Below are 17,339 nucleotides of genomic sequence, written 5' to 3'. Positions count from 1 at the left end.
ATGATTCTTAAGCAAATCGTCATTGAAAATTTCCGCCAATACTATGGGCAGAACGAAGTTGAATTTGCACATGGATCTAGTAAAAACGTTACTGTCATTCATGGAGAAAATGGTAGTGGTAAAACCGCTCTATTAACTGCATTAATTTGGGGATTTTATGGTCGAGAACTTAAATTACCGAACCCTGAGTCCATTTTCAACAATAAAGCCATTCAAGAAAGTACAAATAATCGTAACGATTTAAGCACATCAGTTCAAATCAAATTCGAACATAATGAATACGAATATGAACTGTGCAGGGTATTATATGCAAAATTTGATGACGAAAAAAATGTACTGAATTTACCTAAAAATAAAACAATCAATCAAAAAGTCGAACTGACAAAACGAAACGTAGATACGAATCAATCAACAAAAATTAAAGATATCTCATATGAAATCAATCGAATCTTGCCATACAAACTGCATACATTCTTTTTCTTCGATGGTGAACGCATGGATCACCTAGGGAAAAAAGAAGCTTACACGGAAATTCGAGATTCAATTAAACGGATGATGGGGTTAGAATTATTTGATAACTCAATCGAGCATCTAAGCAAAACCATTATTAAATTGCGTGACGAAGTTTCTAAAAACGTTAAAAGTGAACTGAGTGAGAAATATGTACGTATTAACCAACTCGAGGATGACAAAGGTAAAAAGAAACATCGCCTCGCTGAAACAAAACAAGAACTAACTGCCGCTCAAAATGAATTGAAAAGTATCGAAAATGCACTTCGTAACGGTGAGGAGACAAGAACGTTTCAAGTCACTCGAGATTATCTTGTCGAATCCATCATTGAAACGAAAAATGCTTTTGATGACAAATTAAAAGAGTTAAGAAGTTTATTGTCTCGTTCAGGTCACTTAGCTTTTTCGACTTTGCCATTGAAAAGATTTCAACGAATTGCTCATTCTGACAGTCGAGACACGATTGAAAAATTAATTCATCCCGAATTAATTCCAACGCTACTTTCAAGTGGTAAATGTCTTTGTGGGCACGAACTTGAAACAGCTACAATCTCGACATTAGAAAAAGTTCAGCATGAAGTATTAGACTTATCAAGTTCAAAAAATGAAATGGACCACCTCTATTTCCAATTAAGCGGTTGGGAAGTTGCGAGAACGCATTTCTATGCTGAAATTAGACGTCTCGTTGGAGAGCGTGAGGAATTAAGAGAGACACTTAGAGGCTTGGAAGAAGAGTTACGTGAAATCGAAGAGCGAATGAAGGCGAGTTCACGCAATATTGAAAACTCTACTAATTTAATTGAAAGAGAATCTTCAGTTCGTACTGCCATTGTAAAAGCAGAGGCTAATATCGAAGACTTACTTCGCTCCATTGAAGAAATTTCAAAGGAAGAAGAACAACTGAATAAAGAAGTGAGTAAATTGACCAAGGCAGAAGAGCGACAGCTTAAACTCCAACTTGCGCTAGACTCTGCGACAAAAGTAAAAAACACTTTGGTTGGTCTTCTGAAGTTAAGAGAATCTCAGGTTAAATCGGAGTTAGAAGAGAAAATTAAATTGACCTATTCACAATTGTTAAGAAAAGATTATCCGATTTCGTTAGCGGAAAATTATGAACTTCTTGTTTCTGATGTAAACGGCGGAAGTATTGGATTATCACAGGGTGAATCGCAAATCACGAGCTTAGCTTTCATCGGAGCCATTGTCGATTTGACACGTGAATACAAAGACAAAGAAAAGGGTCATGCTTTAGATGAAGAGCTAAAGCTCGGAAACATTTTCCCGCTTGTCATGGATTCTCCTTTTGGGGCTCTTGATGCAGACCACCGCTCTCGTGTGGCGACAAATCTTCCTAAATTATCGGATCAAGTTGTCGTCATCGTGTCCACATCGCAGTGGCGTGGTGAGGTGGATGAAGCAATCAATCATCGTATTGGAAAATCATATAAATTACTCAACCATACGAATGATGAATCGGGTGAATATACGGAAATTGCGGAGGTAATGTAATGGCAAAACGTTCTTTACGCCGTGACGGCACACAAGATCATATGTACATGACGTTAAAAGAAGATGCACAATTATTTGATACTTACAAAGATATCTTTATGGCAGCGTTATTATTTGGTTATAGCAACGAACGAAGAAAGAAAATCAAAGCCGGTTCAGAAATACCTCTATCTGTTTTCTCAGAGCAAGATTTGCAACTCATCAAACTAATCATGCATTTAGAGAATGCATTTGAAAGCTTCTCAGTAGACCACGATGCAGAAGATGATGCGGACGCTCCTCTTGAAAATTTCGATATCATAGAAGAATACGCTGCAGGAGGATTGGATGCTCTATATCACGAGTTAGAAGTTTTCCTAACCGATTCGGAATCCGCTCAAAATGCTTATTTAGATTTAATGTTGAAGTATGAACAAAAGGAGTTTAACACGGAAGATTTAATCAACGAACTCCCATTCAATTAACTCAAACTGCCTACAAACTCGAAATGAGCTTGTAGGCAGTTTTTTACTCCTCGATAACCTCCTCAAAAAACAATCCTTTCTCAAACCCGCCCTTCCGTTCCCGCTTCTCAACACGAATCGCATTCATCTCTTCAAACGAGGCCCCATGCATCTTACCTAGCTCATACGCGAGTTCAAGAATATCTGCCAGCTCTTCGAGGCACTCCTCATCAATATTCGCATCTTCATACTCTTTTAATTCTTCATATAGCTTCAGTCGTGCTTGTTCGAAATGTTCGGCCTGATTCAAATGTTTGACGATGACCTGCTTTCCTTCTGCTTGAATCAATTCAGGCACCCGGTCTCGAATCAACTTGTTATGCTTCACCATAGCTGCCTCCTACTCCACAATCTCAAACGCCTTCACATACACAACATGGTCGAGGAAAATAATCCATTCATCCTCGAACTGGACGAATCCGTCCGTCGCATGACGGAACGACTGATAAATCGATTCGAGCGCCGCATAGCGACTCTCCGCTTCCACCACTTGCGTCAACACTTCATCATTGATCATATGGAATTCAATTTCATACGATTTCATGTAGTCTCCTCCGTTACACTCATGATGTCCTTCTACCGCTCGTCACCGTCTGCCAGATATATTTGGTCTCCTTGTTTACACACTCGCTTGCAACATCCTCAAATCTTTTTCAGTCATGTTCGGAATTTCTTGTTTCATCTCTTTGATACTCGCTACAAGTTCCTCATCAGAGAGATCAATGCTTTCTTCAAGTGCTGTCAGTAGTCTATTCCCCATTTGATGCATGGATGAATACGTGATCCAACCTGAAATCACACCTCCAGCGATAGGAATCACTTTCGAAATCCCTTGCGCGAAAGATTTTCTCGTCATCTTCAACCCGATGTAGCTTCCCATTTTCTTTAGAATCGGATAATAAATTGTCTGCATCATTGCTCGATTCGGAATTTTCTTCAATGCTTGTTTGGATAATTGCGAAGACAACACTTTAATGGTGGCCGTCGCTCCGCCGACACCAAACATGACACCGAGAAACAAAATCAATTCTCCGCTCACTCGATTGACATCTAGGCCATTCTCACTCCAAAAATCTTCATATCCATAGATATAACCAATTTCTTGAGCCACTCGGAGCGCTACGCCAAAGAATTGAGCCGTGTCCGCTGGAACAGTGGCCGCCATGACCACCCCTCCTGGTAACCCCGCAGCAAACGATGCCGATGAACTTTTCATCGTTCGATTCAAAATAGTCTTCTTTGCGACTCGTCTAATCAACTTTTGGGAAACATTTGATTGAACCGGTCCTTTTTCAAGGATGTCTGCTAATTGTCTCGCGGTCACGTGCTTACTAAAACTTTTTGCTAAAAACTCTGTTCGATCTACTTTCACCCCTGGTAATTTCACGACATTGATCACTAACTGTTCGAAAAACTTTGCACCGTGTAACATGGTTCACACTTCATCCCCTTCTATAGCCCTCATCATCACTTAAGCCCTACTCAGCTATATACTGTTTCCTTTAAGCACGTCTAGAGAAACATTTCAGCTTAGATTGATTGTTTCTTAAGAGTTGATTTCTGTCACCAACTAAAAAACAAAAAAACCTCACTACGAATTACGTCACATAGCTGCGTTTAGGGCTGTGAGATGTAATCTGTAGCTTGAGGCTTTTGGAATACGTTGATATAGAGACTGAAAACGTGTATCACATCATCTGCATACACGTTTTCGTATTATGATTTCATGCAATAGCCGTTTATTTGGGCTCATATCGGAAATCTGATACTTTGTCATTTGCTCTTGAGTAGAGAGTATCCATCGAGAATCGGCTAGGGAGACTTATGCTTCCCGCGTACACATTCTCGATGGTTTGATCGATATATGCGTTTTCCGCTTCTAAATATTCGACGACGAGGTCTTTATATTCATCGGTAGCAGAATCTTCATGCTGCAAGCCCTCCAGTTCGGCTAAATACGTGTCGTTGCCTGCCCGCATGCCCTTCAATTCTTCAACCGCTCCAGGAACATTGACGTCATCTCTCGGAATGCTCGATAACGTGAGCATCTTGATGTGATGGTCGCGCGCAGATGAGAGGATGGAAGCGGCATCGAAATGAATGACGGGTCTGTCGTCAACCGGTTCAACCGTGGCCGTGTCTCCACAACCAGTTAAAGCGATTGTTGCTCCTGCGAAAAGAGAGACGGATAAGAGTAACTTTTTCATCATCGATTCTCCTTCGCATCTGTTAGATTTTCTCACGAAATTTCATCTGTGATTTCGACCACAACCCCTGTATCCCCGACTTTCCCCAAGTCGAGCACGGTCGGATCTTCATATGCCAAGACGTGAAACTCTTGTTCGAAAGTCCGAATGACATAATGGGCTAGTTCGCCTCGATACGTGTTGATCCGCTCAGTACCCATGTTCTCTGCGGCGAATTGTGTAAATCGGGACGTCTTCAGTTTCACGATTGGGTAAGCATTACGTAACCCTTCTTCATGTATGCTATGGTCCTCGATTGTCCCGAGAAACACTGCATATTGCTCAAAACGGATTCTGATTCGGTCGCGTTCCGCGTCCCACGTCAGCAACATCGTCGGGTCACTTGCCCCGAAAAACGTCCATTCGAGTGGATAATAGGTGACACCTTTCATCTGAAACGATTCCGTCTCGAGCACATAGTCTTCCGTTGTCATCAAAAATTCTAAACCAATCGCCATTCATGAATCCCCCTAGCAATCTTTATATAGTCCCTCAATACGTAACACCATACAAACTCATCGATTGGGATAATTATAATTGAAAGCTGATTGAGGTTTGTAAGAAAATTCAACATTTCGGCAATACGATTCTCAGAAACCAACTATAAAACAATATACCCTAAGTGAAACAATATCGTCCGCTACAAGAAAGAATACTGAACACGCCTTTCTTTGTGAGCATGAAATGAAAAAGGACCTGTGACGTCAGATGAATTGACGTCACAGGTCCTTTGATTTGGTTCAAGCGTTTTCTTCTAACACGATAAAATCGGCATCGATGATATCGGGATTTAGCTTTTTCATCTCTTTATAGCTTGAGACAAGTTCCTCATAAGACACCTCGACGCTCTGCTCGAGTGCATCCAATAGGCGATTTCCCATTTGTGACATCGATGAATACGTGAGGCCACCAGAAATGACACCGCCCGCAATCGGAATAAATTTTGATACACTTTTCGCAAACGTGTTGCGGGTCATTTTTACCCCAATAAAGCTAGATACTTTCTTGATAATCGGGTAGTAGAATGTCTTCATGAGCGCTTTATTCGGCAATTGCTTTAATGCCTGTTTCGACAGTTGCGACGATAAGACTTTGATTGTCGCCGTTGCACCCCCGACACCGAACATAACCCCTAAAAAGAGAATCAAGTCGCCATTCACACGGTCGACGTCCAATTCGTCTTCATCCCAAAAATCTTCGTAACCATGTAAATATCCAATCTCTTGCGCCAAACGGAGTGCGACCCCAAAGAATTGGGCTGTGTCCGCGGGTATCGTCGCCGCAAGGGCAATCCCACCCGGAAACTCGGCCGCAAATGATGCTGAGGAGCTCTTCATGGTCTGATTCATAATATTTTTTTTGGCGACTTTACGAATCAATGCTCGTGACACATTCGCTTCGATTGGTCCCTTCTCGACAATCTCAGCGAGTAGCGCAGACGGGACATGTTTACTGAAGCTCTTCGCTAAAAACTCTTTCCGATCCACTTTCACGCCAGGCAACTTTACCGTGTTGGTAATCAAAACCTCAAACAAATCTGATCCACTCGACAACCTCGACACCTCTTTTATCTTGTTTAAATACATATTCTATATATCGATCACATTCATAATTGAGTCTTACACTATCAGTATAAATCTTCCGTCGGTCATTTGGTAAAATATTTCAGTTTAAGCTTAGTTAATCTAACAGCCTTACATAAAATTAAAAAAGGAGCGCCCATCTCGGACGCTCCGTGCTTCAAATCAATAAAAGATAAACCACAGTGCCGCTGCCACTAAAAACAGGCCGGCCCCGATGAAGAGAATCTTCGCTAGTCTCTCATATACCATGTCTTCACCTCACCAACGCCGCGCCGACGACGAGCGAGACCCCAATCGAGAGCAGGAACGCCATCAGTCCGACGGCGATATTCCCTTTCCCAATCTCCTCGTTCACTTTGAGCGACGGCGTCAAAAATTCGAATAGCCAATACGTTACCAACAAAAGCAAGAAACCGAAGCTTCCTCCGACCAACACGTCCATCGTCTGGTCGTGATGGCTCTCGACGACACGGAAGATGTTGGCGAGACCGACGATTTTCCCACCGGTCGCGAGCGCGACGGCGATATTTCCTTTTTGAATTTCACGCCAATTGCTGTACGGCGTCGTCACCTCAAAGATGGCGAGACCGACGACAATCATGAGTCCGGCGATGGAATACAAGCCGAGCGACTCAAGCAATACGTTCACGTTCACATGCCCCATCCGTCTGTTCCCCTCACTTCAATTCGACGACCGTGACACCGAGTCCGCCTTCACCCATCCCACCGGGGCGCTGACTCTTCACGTGACGATGTCCTTTTAGGTACTCTTGTGTCGCCTGTCGCATCGCCCCGGTCCCAAGACCATGGATGATGCGGACGTTATCGTACCCGGAGACGAGTGCCTCGTCGATATATTTGTCGAGGCGGGAAAGCCCTTCTTCGACCCGGACGCCGCGCAAGTCGAGCTCCGACTTCGTCGAGCTTTGACGCTTGAGCGAGCTGCCTTTCGACTGGAGCGACTGCTCTTTCGAAGGGCCAATCTTTTGAAGGTCGTCCGCTTTGACGTTCACTTTCATAATCCCGACTTGGACGTTATACTCGTTATCGTTCAATTGCTTCACGATATAGCCCTTTTGGTTGAACGTCGTCACTTTCACTTCTTCGCCTTTACTGAACGTACGTTTCTGTTGCGCTTTTTGTTTCACTTTTTGGATCTTTTTATCTTGCAGCGTCGGTTTCGCCGATTCGAGCTGTTTCTTCGCGGCAATAATCTCATGCTCTTTGACGATGCCTTCCTCACGAAGCTTCTTCAAGCGGTCGATGACTTCGTTCGCTTGGCGCTTTGCCTGTTCGACGGCCTTTTCGGCACGAGCCTCGGCTTCGCCGTACATCGTGTCGCGCTCACGCTCGAAATCGGTCAGCTTCGCTTCGAACGCAGCCTGTTCAGCTTCGAGGTCGTGGCGTTTGACAATCAATTCTTTCTCGAGCTGCTCGGCGCGATGCTTCGCCGCCTCGAGCTCATTAATCATCGATTCGACCGACTCGGCGTCGGTGCCGACGTGGCTTCGCGCCTTGTCGATGACTTGTTCCGATAAGCCGAGACGTCGACTGATCTCGAACGCGTTCGAACGGCCCGGTACGCCGATCAACAGGCGATACGTCGGGCTGAGCGATTCGATATCGAACTCCATCGAGGCGTTCATGACGCCTTCACGGTTATAAGCGTACGCTTTCAGTTCCGAATAGTGCGTCGTCGCCGCCACGCGGGCGCCACGACGTTTCACTTCATCGAGGATGGCGATGGCAAGGGCTGCCCCTTCTTGCGGGTCGGTCCCTGCACCGAGCTCATCGAATAGGACGAGTGACATGAAGTCAATCTTGTCGAGCATGCTGACGATGTTCGTCATGTGCGAGCTGAACGTCGACAAGCTCTGCTCGATCGACTGCTCATCGCCGATGTCGGCATAGATGGCATCGAAGACGGACAGCTCCGTCCCGAACTCGGCCGGCACGTACAGACCTGACTGCACCATCAGTTGGAGCAGTCCGAGCGTCTTGAGCGTCACCGTCTTCCCGCCGGTGTTCGGTCCAGTGATGACGAGCGATGTGAACGCCTCACCGAGTTCGACGGTGATCGGCACGACCTCATCTTGTGGAATGAACGGGTGACGCGCTTGTTTCAACTTGATCTCGCGTTCGTCGTTCAGTTTCGGTTCCGTCGCTTTGAGCTGATGGCCGTAGGCGACTTTCGCGAACACGAAGTCGAGCGTGGCGAGGACGTCGAGATTGATCACGACCGAATCGGCGACACCGCCGACCAGGTTCGACAGTTCGCTCAAGATGCGGTCGATTTCGGCGCGCTCTTTCAAACGAACTTCTTGAATCTCGTTATTGATTGACACGATCGCCTGCGGCTCGATGAAGAGCGTCTGACCCGATGCCGATTGGTCATGGACAATCCCGCCGAACGCTTGGCGGTACTCCATCTTGACCGGGACGACGTAACGGTCGTTCCGAATCGTGACGATGGCGTCTGACAGCATCTTCGCGTTGTTGCGAAGGATGTTGTCGATCCGTGAGCGGACACTGCCTTCAAAGCTGCGCAGCTGGGTCCGGAGACCACGGAGCCGGTCGCTCGCCGAGTCTTGGACCGTGCCTTGGTCGTCGATGGCGTGACGGATCGACTGTTCGACCTCGATCAATTTCGTCAAACGCTCGGCGTATTCGTCAAGGCGCGGGATGCGGAGGTCTTCATTGTCCTCATGCAGCTTCTCGAAGAAGTTCTTCACTTGGCGGCCGCTGTACATGACGGCGGCGACGGCGAGCAGTTCACTCGTCGACAGGACCGAGCCGATGGCGGCCCGTTTCACTTCACTGCGGACGTCGGTCAATCCGCCGAGCGGCAATCGGTCACGGAGACGGACGACCTCGGTCGCCTCACGGGTGACGTTCAAGTTCGACAATACCCGGTCGTACGTATAGTCGGGCTGCATGTTGAGCGCCCGTTCTTTCCCGAGCGAGCTCGCGGCGTGGGCGGCGAGCTGCTGGCGGAGTTTTTCATATTCTAAAACGCGTAACGCGTGATCCATCTAGCATGTTCCTTTCTGTCGCTTCGCGTCGATGAACGCCTTGGCGTCCTCGAACGAGAGGCAGTTGATGATGTCTGACGGTTCGAGATAGGCTTTCCGGGCATGCAGGACGCCGAGTGCCATATCTTCCATCATATCAGGGTGGTGCGTGTCGGTGTTGATCATCAGTTTGACGCCGGCCGCCTTCGCCTTCTTCAGCGTCGAGGCCGTCAAATCGAGTCGGTTCGGGTTCGCGTTCAACTCGAGCGCCGTCCCCGTCTCTTTGGCGAGGGCGATCAAACGCTCCTCGTCAATCGGATAGCCGTCACGGCGCCCGATGAGGCGACCGGTCGGATGAGCGATGACGTTGACGTACGGCGAGCGGCAGGCGTTCTCGAGCCGGGCCATAATCTCGTCGACGGATTGGTCCATCTTCGAGTGAATCGAGGCGACGACGTAATCGAGCGTCGCCAAGAACTCGGGCTCATAGTCGAGCGTCCCGTCCGGACGGATGTCCATCTCGACACCGCGTAGGACGTGCATGTCGTGTTTCTTCGCGGCAGCGAGAATCTCTTCCCCTTGCGCCTCGAGCCGTTCCTCGGTCAAACCGTTGACGAACGACATGTATTTACCGTGGTCGGTGATGGCGATCCACTCGTAGCCACGTGCTTTCATCGCTGCGACGAGCTCGTCGACCGTCAGCTTCCCGTCCGACCAGACCGTGTGCATATGCGCGTCGGCCTTAATGTCGTCGAGTGTGACAAGCTTCGAAAGATCGTACTCGAATTCCGCGTTTCCGGTCCGGAGTTCCGGCGGGATGAACGGCAAGCCGTAACGTTCGAACAGCTCGGCTTCCGTCTCCGGTTGCCAGAGGCCGTCCGCCGTCTCGACACCGTATTCAGAAATCGACTCACCTTTTGCTTTGGCGAGCTGGCGCATGCGCACGTTATGGTCTTTCGAGCCGGTGAAGTGGTGGAGCGTCGCGGCGAAGGCGCCCGGTTCGACCATGCGGAAGTCGACCGACACCATCTCCTCACGTTCGAGGACGAGCGACACTTTCGTCTCGCCGGCCGCGATCACCTCGTTGATGAACGGGAGGGCGAGCAGTTTGTCACGGAGGGCGACAGGCTCTTCGGTCGCGATGATGAAGTCGAGGTCTTTACACGTCTCCTCGGCCCGGCGGAAACTGCCGCCGACCGAATGACGCAAGACGAGCGGTTCCGCTTCGAGTACCGCCTCAATCTCTTCGACGACCGGACGCATCATGGCGTACGCCAGGCGTTCCGGACGTGACTCGAGGTTCCGTGCCGCTGCGAGCAACTTCTCGACACTCTTGGCTCCGAAGCCCGGGAGACTCGCGGCCGTACCGTCCTCTAATACCGTGATCAGCGTCTCGAGGTCGACGACGCCGACTTCGCGGAGCTTGGCGAGCTTCTTGCCGCCGAGCCCTTGGATTTTGAGCAGTTTCATGAGACCGTACGGAATCTCTTCTTGGAGTGACTCGAGCACCTCGCTCCGCCCCGTGTCCCGCCACTCTTCGAGGACGGCGGCCGTCCCTTTGCCGATGCCAGAAATCGTCGTCAAGTCCTCGATGTCCTCGAGTTCGAGCTCCGTGTTCTCGAGTGCCGTCGCGGCTTTGCGGAAGGCGTTGATTTTAAACGGGTTCTCCCCTTTAATCTCCATGTATTGCGCGATTTTTTCTAACAGCATCATTGCTTCGACTTTATTCATCATGCTTCCCCCTTTTCCATACAGAAAAGGCCGAGATACAAGCACTAGCTTGCATTCCGGCCTGTCGTGTTACAACATCTTATTCGAGAACCATTCAGAGAGATATGGCGTGTCTTGAATGATGTACGTGGCGAGCGACGAGTTGTCGACCGCACTTTGGACGCTGGCCATCGGTACGAAGGCAATGACCCACAAAATGAAGAACGTGATCACGTACGCCTCGAAGAACCCGAGGACGGCACCGATGATGCCTTTCAATTGGCGCAAGATCGGCAAGTCCGTCAAGAAATCGAGCATCGACAAAATGAGATGCAGGACGAGTTTCGTGATGACAAACAAGACGACGAACCAAAAGACGTTATAAAACGTCATCTCGAGACCTGTGAGCGCATTTAAATCGATGACACCTTTCGGAAGCGTCCCATCGAGTTGCGACGGATATGGAATCCAAAGCTTGAACGCTTCGGCAAGATCACGATAGTATGCATTGGCGACCAGGAAACTGATGATGAGCGCGACCCAATGGCCGAGCTGCAAAATCGCCCCGCGACGGAATCCGTTGACGATCCCGATGAACAAGAAAAACAGTATAAGTAGAGTAACCATAGAGTGATTTATTCTCCCGTATTTCGTTTAGTTTTGACGTGATCGCTCGCGATTTGGATAGCGGCGAGCACCGCCGCCTGACGAGCGTCTAGATGAGGGGACTGTTCACGAATCTCACGGATCTTGCTATCGACCAGAAAGCCCACTTCCCTCACATGATCGGCTGGCTCTTCGCTAACGATCGTATAGTCTTGACCCGCGATATGAATTGTTGTTCGTTGTACCTGCACGCGTCACCCCTCCTTTCCGTCTATTCAAAATTAATCATAACATCGTTTGTATATTAGGAAAAGAAGAAGGTCCCTCCCTTTTCCACTCCAACATTTTGTGATACCCTATTTCAAAGTTGTCAAACGTCAATCTTCATTGAAAAATGAAAGATAGGGTGGCAACCTCGCATGAAATGTGCGAAAATAGCAACAATTCAAACATTAAGAAAGGATGATTTTTTTGAAATTACGCATTGGCCTTCTAGGTCGCATCATCATTGCTATCGCATTCGGGATTTTACTCGGTAGCATCGTACCAGAAAGCCAGAACTGGATTGTCCGGACATTCGTCACGTTCAACACGGTCTTTGGACAGTTCCTAGGCTTCGCCATCCCACTCATCATTCTCGCCTTCATCATTCCAGGAATCGGGGAACTTGGAAAAGGCGCCGGGAAATTGGTCGGTTTGACGGCCGCCATCGCTTATGTATCAACAATCGTCGCCGGGACGCTCGCCTACTTCGCGACGAGCAACCTGTTCCCACAAATTTTGACACGCACGAACGCGTCAGCCGAAAGTCCGGAAGAGGCTCTCTTGAAAGGTTTCTTGGAATTCGAGATTCCACCTGTATTCGGCGTCATGACGGCACTCGTGCTCGCATTCGTCATCGGCATCGGTATTGCCGCCACCGAAAGCAAGCGCTCGCTCGACCTAGCTATGGATTTCCGCGATATCATTGAACTACTCATCAGCAAAGTCATCATTCCACTATTACCGATTCACATCGCCGGAATTTTCATGAACATGACGTACGCCGGACAAGTCGCTGAGATTCTCTCCGTGTTCTCGCTCGTCTTCGTCACAATCATCGTCCTTCATTTGACGATGCTCTTGATTCAATATTCGATCGCAGGGGGCCTCAACAAAGAGAACCCGCTTAAACTGCTCAAGACAATGATGCCGGCTTACTTCACAGCCATCGGCACACAGTCGTCAGCGGCGACAATCCCAGTCACGCTTCGTCAAGCGAAAGCGAACAACACGGACGAGGGCGTCGCGAACTTCGTCGTCCCGCTCTGTGCGACGATCCACTTGTCAGGCTCGACGATCACACTCACATCGGTCGGTGTTGCTCTCATGTACTTGAACGGCATGCCGATGTCTTACGCGATCGTGCTCCCGTTCATCCTCGCCCTCGGCGTCACGATGATCGCGGCACCAGGCGTACCAGGTGGAGCCGTTATGGCCTCACTCGGTTTGTTCGGTTCGATCCTTGGGTTCGACGCGACGATGCAAAGTCTCGTCATCGCCCTCTACTTGGCACAAGATAGCTTCGGTACGGCGACGAACGTCACGGGAGACGGGGCCATCGCCAAGATCGTTCATTACTTCAAACGCAACACGAAACTCCTCGACGACGCGAAAGCGCGCGAAGAAATCGCATAATTCGCTCCAACATTTGATAGAATGAGGAAAACGGGCAGGCCATACGGTTTGCCCGTTTTGCATACATACGCTGAAAGGGTGTTTACATGGAACTGATTCGTTGGAACGACTTATCCGGATTTGAAGAACGTGTCATGCCCCACCTGCTCGAACATGAGGCCGAGAACAGCTTGATGATTGGCGTGCTCGATGCCATCAAGCAAGGTCGATACGAGACGTATCATCAACTCACCGTCGAAGATAACGGTGATGTGCTCGCGATCCTGCAAGTGACTCCGCCTCATCCGCTCAACTATGTGCTCGTGAAGCCTGAGCGAGAGGATGACGTCCTTCGTCTGCTCGTGCCTGAACTATTAAATGGTGATATCCCATTCACCGAGGTCGTCTCGCAAGCTGATCTAGCGATGAATTTCTACACACTCTGGTACATCCTGACGGCGCGAGAGCCGAAAGTCTTCATGGAGCAAGGGCTGTATCGTCTCGATCACGTCAACGACATCCCGCTGTCGGAAGGGTCGATGCGACTTGCGACCGAGGACGATGAGACGTTCCTCGTCAAGGCGTATAACGCGTTTGAAAAGGAAACCGGTCTTCCGGCCTCCTCGAAAGACGAGGCGCGGCACAAAATCGCCGTAATGCTCGACAAGAATGAAGTGTACGTCTGGGAAGTCGACGGCAAGGTCGTCTCTTGTGCGAAAAAGTCGCGTGAGACCGCGAACGGCGTCACCGTCTCGTTCGTCTACACCCCGAAAGCGTTGCGGAAGCGCGGCTATGCCCGCTCCCTCGTCGCCGAGCTGAGCCGGGAGCTCTTGACGTCGAAACAGTATTGTACGCTCTATACGGATTTGAGTAACCCGACATCGAACAAGATTTACAAAGAAGTAGGTTATCAAAAAATCTTCACTTCGGCATGGATTCGATTGCCTAGCTGATTCGTTTCGCCTCCCCTATACTATAGATGGAGGCGATTTTTGATGAACAGATTATTCGGTTGGTGGCTCCGCATCCCGCGCCGGATCCGGGTGACCGCCTTGACGCTCGTCACGCTCGCCGTACTCGGCTATATGGTGTTCCTCGGAGGGCGGAGCATGCTCGACGACCCGAACTGGGACACGCTCTGGTTGAGCGTGATCGGCGCCGCCCTCTTGACCTTTATCGCGTACAGGGCAACAAAAAAGTGATCGACGCGTTCGTCGATCACTTTTTGTATACGTTTATTAGAAGAATGAAGCTGGGTTAACCGTGTTGCCCGCGCTCGAAGATGAGTACGAGTAACCGCCACGGTGAATCTCGAAGTGCAAGTGTGAGCCAGTCGAGTTGCCTGTGCTACCCATGCCGCCGATGTGTTGACCTTGTGTCACGCGTTGGCCGGCTGATACCGACACCGAGCTCATGTGCGCGTATACAGTCGTCCATACTTGACCGTTCAAGACGTGCGTGATGATGACGTGGTTCCCGTAGGCACCGCCCCATCCAGCACGTGTGACCGTACCGGTTTGCGCTGCGTTGATCGGCGTACCGACTGGTGCTGCCAAGTCGATCCCGTTGTGGAACGTATAGCCGTTCACACCGCTCGCCGGTCCCCATCCTTGCGTGAGACGACCGCCTGACGGACGTTGGAACATGCCGCCGCTTGCAGGAACTGAAGTTGTAGGCGCTGCTGTCGGCGTGCTGACCGCGTTCGCAGACGAGTTCGAGCTCTGTTGTTTCTTCGCAGCCGCTGCTGCCGCTGCCGCACGTTTCGCTTCTTCGGCCGCACGACGTTGTGCTTCCATTTCAGCTTTGATCGCTTTTTCTTGTGACTTGAGTGTTGACTCCATTTCTTGGAGGCTCACCAATTTTGATTCGAACTTCACTTTTTCAGCGTTGAGTTTCTTGATCTTCGCTGCGCGCTCTTTCATTTTCTTGTTGAGCGTCTTTTGACGTTGTTCGAGTTCTTCTTTTTGTTTCACGAGAGCGTCGCGCTCAGCTTTCAATTCAGCTTGCGCTTTCGCCAATTTTTCTTTTGTCGCTTGGTACTCTTCAAAGATCTGCTTGTCGTTCTCTTGGATTGTACCCGCAGTGATCATGCGTGTGAGCAAGTCAGCGAAATCTTTCGATCCGAAGATGAACTCTGCCCAGTCGATCGAGCCGCCGCCATTTTTTTGCATCGTGGCCATGCGCTCTTTCATGAGTTCTTCTTGTGCCTTCATCTTCGCTTCATATTGTTTGATTTGCTTTTGAAGGGCTGCGATTTTTTCTTGTGTCGCACGAATCTCAGCTTTCTTTTGCGCGACGTCGTTGATGACGTCTTGGAGTTCAGCATCTAACTTGTTGATTTCTTGCTGTTCTTTGCTAATCGCTTGATCACGGTTTTTGATCGAAGCGTTCGCTTTGCTCTGTTCACTGCTATTCTTTTGTTGTTGCTGCTGCACCTTTTTCTGTTTGTCTGTCAATGACGCTGCATAGCCAGGTGTCGTGCCGCTAATGAGAAGAGCTCCTAAAGTGACGGTTGCTGCAAGTTTCTTCAAGTTAACCAATGTGCTTCCCTCCGCTGAGTTCTTTGAATTTCTATATCATATAGATCGAATAATTTCTAAAGTTAGAAGGCGAATTTCGATATCGCTCTGTGACTCATTATAGCAATCTAAACCTAAAGTTATTTTACACTTATATTTCATTCGCGTTACATTGACCTGATTTAGGTTTTATACGTTTAAAAACGGGGGTATAAAGGGATTTTTCATTTACCTCAGTCACAAATACGTAATAAATAAAAAGAAAAGCACTTCTCGAAAGTGCTTTTCACATAACTACCTCTATCATTTATTTACCGTCTCGGGGAGACGTAGCCCGACCGTAATCGTTTCGTCCGACCGTGTTTCCACATATAATAACCGCCGACGAGAAGGACGCCACAAGCCGCCCCAAAACTGTCGAGCAGGATGTCCTGGATGAGCGGTGTCCGCTCAGGTGTCAGACTTTGATGGAACTCATCGAAGATGGCGACCGTGTTCGCGAGCGCCCATGCAAACAATAAGGTCAGCCCGACATGAAGTCGCGTCCGTGACACCGCTTTGACGAGAAGTGCTCCGAGGACGAAGAAGACGGTGAAGTGCGCCGCTTTTCGGATCAAGAATTCAATCAATCCGACGCTCCCTTTCGCCTCGAGCGACACCGGTCCACCGGCGTACTCGAAGTCTACGGTCGACAGCACCGGTTCGGCCCACGTCCAGTCAAACTGTTCGAGCGGTGAGACGATACTCTGGTCCGAGTATGGGGTCGCGCTTGAGAAGAATAAGCCAATCAGGATCAAACCGATCCATATAAATTCATTTTTCAGTATGTACATAACACCTTTCCTTTCTACAACGAGTCTCATTATACGCCGTCCGACATATTTCATTGTAACAACGACTTCATCGTTTCGTGACAATTTGATTGCGAACAACCGGTTCAAAGTCGTGTCTGCAAAGCTTGCTTGGTATAATACATACAAAAAGGGGGAATCAGCATGATCTATCAATATGAAGCGGCCGACATGAGCGGCAAGCTCCAACCGCTATCAAAATACGAAGGGGACGTCCTATTGATCGTCAACACGGCGAGCAAGTGCGGCTTCACACCACAGCTCGACGGGCTCGAGAAATTATATGAACGTTACCAAGGGCAAGGGTTCCATATCCTCGGCTTCCCGTGCAACCAGTTCGGCAATCAGGATCCGGGCTCGAACGAGGAAATCAGCGAGTTCTGTCAATTGAACTATGGCGTGACGTTCCCGATGTTCGCCAAAGTCGACGTGAACGGGAAAGACGCCCACCCGCTCTTCCAATACTTATCAAAAGAAGCACCTGGCCTCCTCGGTTCGAAGACGATCAAATGGAACTTCACGAAGTTCCTCGTCGACCGGAACGGCAACGTCATCGAACGGTTCTCGCCACAGACGACACCGGATGAGATCGAGACGGCGGTCAAACGCCTGTTATAAGGGAAAAGGATGGTCCG

Annotated in this window: 19 protein-coding genes; 6 read left to right on the top strand and 13 right to left on the bottom strand. The window is 49.0% G+C overall.

The annotated features are described in order from the left end of the window. The gene (locus EVJ33_RS00170) at positions 1-2,019 is read left to right on the top strand and encodes an AAA family ATPase (RefSeq protein WP_131433372.1); all 2,019 of its coding nucleotides are present in this window, start codon (positions 1-3) and stop codon (positions 2,017-2,019) included. After that, complete coding sequence (locus EVJ33_RS00165; protein WP_058763136.1) at positions 2,019-2,483, top strand: hypothetical protein; 465 nt, start codon at positions 2,019-2,021, stop codon at positions 2,481-2,483. The genes EVJ33_RS00170 and EVJ33_RS00165 overlap by 1 nt, the downstream gene beginning before the upstream one ends. 43 nt (positions 2,484-2,526) lie before the next feature. On the opposite strand, the gene EVJ33_RS00160 is transcribed toward EVJ33_RS00165, so the two are convergent. The 11 genes from EVJ33_RS00160 to zapA all read right to left on the bottom strand — a co-directional run bounded on the left by EVJ33_RS00160 (position 2,527) and on the right by zapA (position 11,929). Continuing rightward, positions 2,527-2,853, bottom strand: a complete 327-nt coding sequence (locus EVJ33_RS00160; RefSeq protein ID WP_131433370.1) for a nucleoside triphosphate pyrophosphohydrolase — start codon at positions 2,851-2,853, stop codon at positions 2,527-2,529. A gap of 9 nt (positions 2,854-2,862) precedes the next feature. After that, positions 2,863-3,066 carry a hypothetical protein gene (locus EVJ33_RS00155; protein ID WP_034776722.1) on the bottom strand — a complete coding sequence of 68 codons (204 nt, stop codon included), beginning with the start codon at positions 3,064-3,066 and terminating at the stop codon, positions 2,863-2,865. 75 nt (positions 3,067-3,141) lie between these two features. Then, complete coding sequence (locus tag EVJ33_RS00150) at positions 3,142-3,954, bottom strand: bacteriochlorophyll 4-vinyl reductase (protein ID WP_131433368.1); 813 nt, start codon at positions 3,952-3,954, stop codon at positions 3,142-3,144. 307 nt (positions 3,955-4,261) lie between these two features. After that, positions 4,262-4,729, bottom strand: a complete 468-nt coding sequence (locus EVJ33_RS00145; RefSeq protein WP_131433366.1) for a hypothetical protein — start codon at positions 4,727-4,729, stop codon at positions 4,262-4,264. Positions 4,730-4,761: 32 nt separating this feature from the next. Continuing rightward, positions 4,762-5,226: a hypothetical protein gene (locus EVJ33_RS00140; RefSeq protein ID WP_131433364.1), complete on the bottom strand. Its 465-nt coding sequence runs from the start codon at positions 5,224-5,226 to the stop codon at positions 4,762-4,764. A 282-nt stretch (positions 5,227-5,508) separates the two neighbouring features. Then, positions 5,509-6,321: a bacteriochlorophyll 4-vinyl reductase gene (locus tag EVJ33_RS00135; RefSeq protein ID WP_131433362.1), complete on the bottom strand. Its 813-nt coding sequence runs from the start codon at positions 6,319-6,321 to the stop codon at positions 5,509-5,511. Between the two features lie 283 nt (positions 6,322-6,604). Continuing rightward, entirely contained in the window at positions 6,605-7,015 is a 411-nt protein-coding gene (locus EVJ33_RS00130) for a DUF350 domain-containing protein (RefSeq protein WP_131433360.1), read from the bottom strand. Positions 7,016-7,028: 13 nt separating this feature from the next. Then, positions 7,029-9,383, bottom strand: a complete 2,355-nt coding sequence (locus tag EVJ33_RS00125) for an endonuclease MutS2 (RefSeq protein ID WP_131433358.1) — start codon at positions 9,381-9,383, stop codon at positions 7,029-7,031. Beyond that, the gene (gene polX, locus EVJ33_RS00120) at positions 9,384-11,093 is read right to left on the bottom strand and encodes a DNA polymerase/3'-5' exonuclease PolX (RefSeq protein WP_131433356.1); all 1,710 of its coding nucleotides are present in this window, start codon (positions 11,091-11,093) and stop codon (positions 9,384-9,386) included. 69 nt (positions 11,094-11,162) lie between these two features. Beyond that, a complete protein-coding gene (locus tag EVJ33_RS00115; RefSeq protein ID WP_034776712.1) occupies positions 11,163-11,699 on the bottom strand; it encodes a CvpA family protein in 537 nt (178 codons plus the stop codon). 8 nt (positions 11,700-11,707) lie between these two features. Continuing rightward, positions 11,708-11,929 carry a cell division protein ZapA gene (zapA, locus tag EVJ33_RS00110; protein WP_021066785.1) on the bottom strand — a complete coding sequence of 74 codons (222 nt, stop codon included), beginning with the start codon at positions 11,927-11,929 and terminating at the stop codon, positions 11,708-11,710. Positions 11,930-12,140: 211 nt separating this feature from the next. On the opposite strand from zapA, the gene EVJ33_RS00105 reads away from it, so the two are divergent. The 3 genes from EVJ33_RS00105 to EVJ33_RS00095 all read left to right on the top strand — a co-directional run bounded on the left by EVJ33_RS00105 (position 12,141) and on the right by EVJ33_RS00095 (position 14,536). Continuing rightward, complete coding sequence (locus EVJ33_RS00105; protein ID WP_131433354.1) at positions 12,141-13,355, top strand: dicarboxylate/amino acid:cation symporter; 1,215 nt, start codon at positions 12,141-12,143, stop codon at positions 13,353-13,355. Positions 13,356-13,441: 86 nt separating this feature from the next. Next, entirely contained in the window at positions 13,442-14,287 is an 846-nt protein-coding gene (locus EVJ33_RS00100) for a GNAT family N-acetyltransferase (protein ID WP_131433352.1), read from the top strand. Positions 14,288-14,329: 42 nt separating this feature from the next. Further along, positions 14,330-14,536 carry a hypothetical protein gene (locus tag EVJ33_RS00095; protein WP_131433350.1) on the top strand — a complete coding sequence of 69 codons (207 nt, stop codon included), beginning with the start codon at positions 14,330-14,332 and terminating at the stop codon, positions 14,534-14,536. Positions 14,537-14,572: 36 nt separating this feature from the next. Here EVJ33_RS00095 and EVJ33_RS00090 read toward each other — a convergent pair whose 3' ends face one another. Both EVJ33_RS00090 and EVJ33_RS00085 read right to left on the bottom strand, forming a co-directional pair. Beyond that, the gene (locus EVJ33_RS00090; RefSeq protein WP_131433348.1) at positions 14,573-15,874 is read right to left on the bottom strand and encodes a murein hydrolase activator EnvC family protein; all 1,302 of its coding nucleotides are present in this window, start codon (positions 15,872-15,874) and stop codon (positions 14,573-14,575) included. 290 nt (positions 15,875-16,164) lie between these two features. Further along, a complete protein-coding gene (locus tag EVJ33_RS00085) occupies positions 16,165-16,686 on the bottom strand; it encodes a VanZ family protein (RefSeq protein ID WP_131433347.1) in 522 nt (173 codons plus the stop codon). 162 nt (positions 16,687-16,848) lie between these two features. Between EVJ33_RS00085 and EVJ33_RS00080 the strand changes: the two genes are divergently transcribed. Then, entirely contained in the window at positions 16,849-17,322 is a 474-nt protein-coding gene (locus EVJ33_RS00080; RefSeq protein ID WP_029595900.1) for a glutathione peroxidase, read from the top strand. Positions 17,323-17,339: the final 17 nt, after the last annotated feature.

The organism is Exiguobacterium sp. SL-10 (assembly GCF_004337025.1).
Lineage (GTDB): Bacteria > Bacillota > Bacilli > Exiguobacteriales > Exiguobacteriaceae > Exiguobacterium.
This window is presented reverse-complemented; position numbering and strand designations above follow the sequence as displayed.

Coding starts and splice junctions, on each gene's coding strand:
- EVJ33_RS00100 (WP_131433352.1), top strand. CDS start 13,442: ATGGAACTGATTCGTTGGAACGACTTATCCGGATTTGAAGAACGTGTC.
- EVJ33_RS00115 (WP_034776712.1), bottom strand. CDS start 11,699: ATGGTTACTCTACTTATACTGTTTTTCTTGTTCATCGGGATCGTCAAC.
- EVJ33_RS00145 (WP_131433366.1), bottom strand. CDS start 4,729: ATGAAAAAGTTACTCTTATCCGTCTCTCTTTTCGCAGGAGCAACAATC.
- EVJ33_RS00080 (WP_029595900.1), top strand. CDS start 16,849: ATGATCTATCAATATGAAGCGGCCGACATGAGCGGCAAGCTCCAACCG.
- EVJ33_RS00130 (WP_131433360.1), bottom strand. CDS start 7,015: ATGGGGCATGTGAACGTGAACGTATTGCTTGAGTCGCTCGGCTTGTAT.
- EVJ33_RS00095 (WP_131433350.1), top strand. CDS start 14,330: ATGAACAGATTATTCGGTTGGTGGCTCCGCATCCCGCGCCGGATCCGG.
- EVJ33_RS00125 (WP_131433358.1), bottom strand. CDS start 9,383: ATGGATCACGCGTTACGCGTTTTAGAATATGAAAAACTCCGCCAGCAG.
- EVJ33_RS00085 (WP_131433347.1), bottom strand. CDS start 16,686: ATGTACATACTGAAAAATGAATTTATATGGATCGGTTTGATCCTGATT.
- EVJ33_RS00160 (WP_131433370.1), bottom strand. CDS start 2,853: ATGGTGAAGCATAACAAGTTGATTCGAGACCGGGTGCCTGAATTGATT.
- EVJ33_RS00140 (WP_131433364.1), bottom strand. CDS start 5,226: ATGGCGATTGGTTTAGAATTTTTGATGACAACGGAAGACTATGTGCTC.
- EVJ33_RS00155 (WP_034776722.1), bottom strand. CDS start 3,066: ATGAAATCGTATGAAATTGAATTCCATATGATCAATGATGAAGTGTTG.
- EVJ33_RS00170 (WP_131433372.1), top strand. CDS start 1: ATGATTCTTAAGCAAATCGTCATTGAAAATTTCCGCCAATACTATGGG.
- EVJ33_RS00165 (WP_058763136.1), top strand. CDS start 2,019: ATGGCAAAACGTTCTTTACGCCGTGACGGCACACAAGATCATATGTAC.
- EVJ33_RS00105 (WP_131433354.1), top strand. CDS start 12,141: ATGATTTTTTTGAAATTACGCATTGGCCTTCTAGGTCGCATCATCATT.
- polX (WP_131433356.1), bottom strand. CDS start 11,093: ATGAATAAAGTCGAAGCAATGATGCTGTTAGAAAAAATCGCGCAATAC.
- EVJ33_RS00150 (WP_131433368.1), bottom strand. CDS start 3,954: ATGTTACACGGTGCAAAGTTTTTCGAACAGTTAGTGATCAATGTCGTG.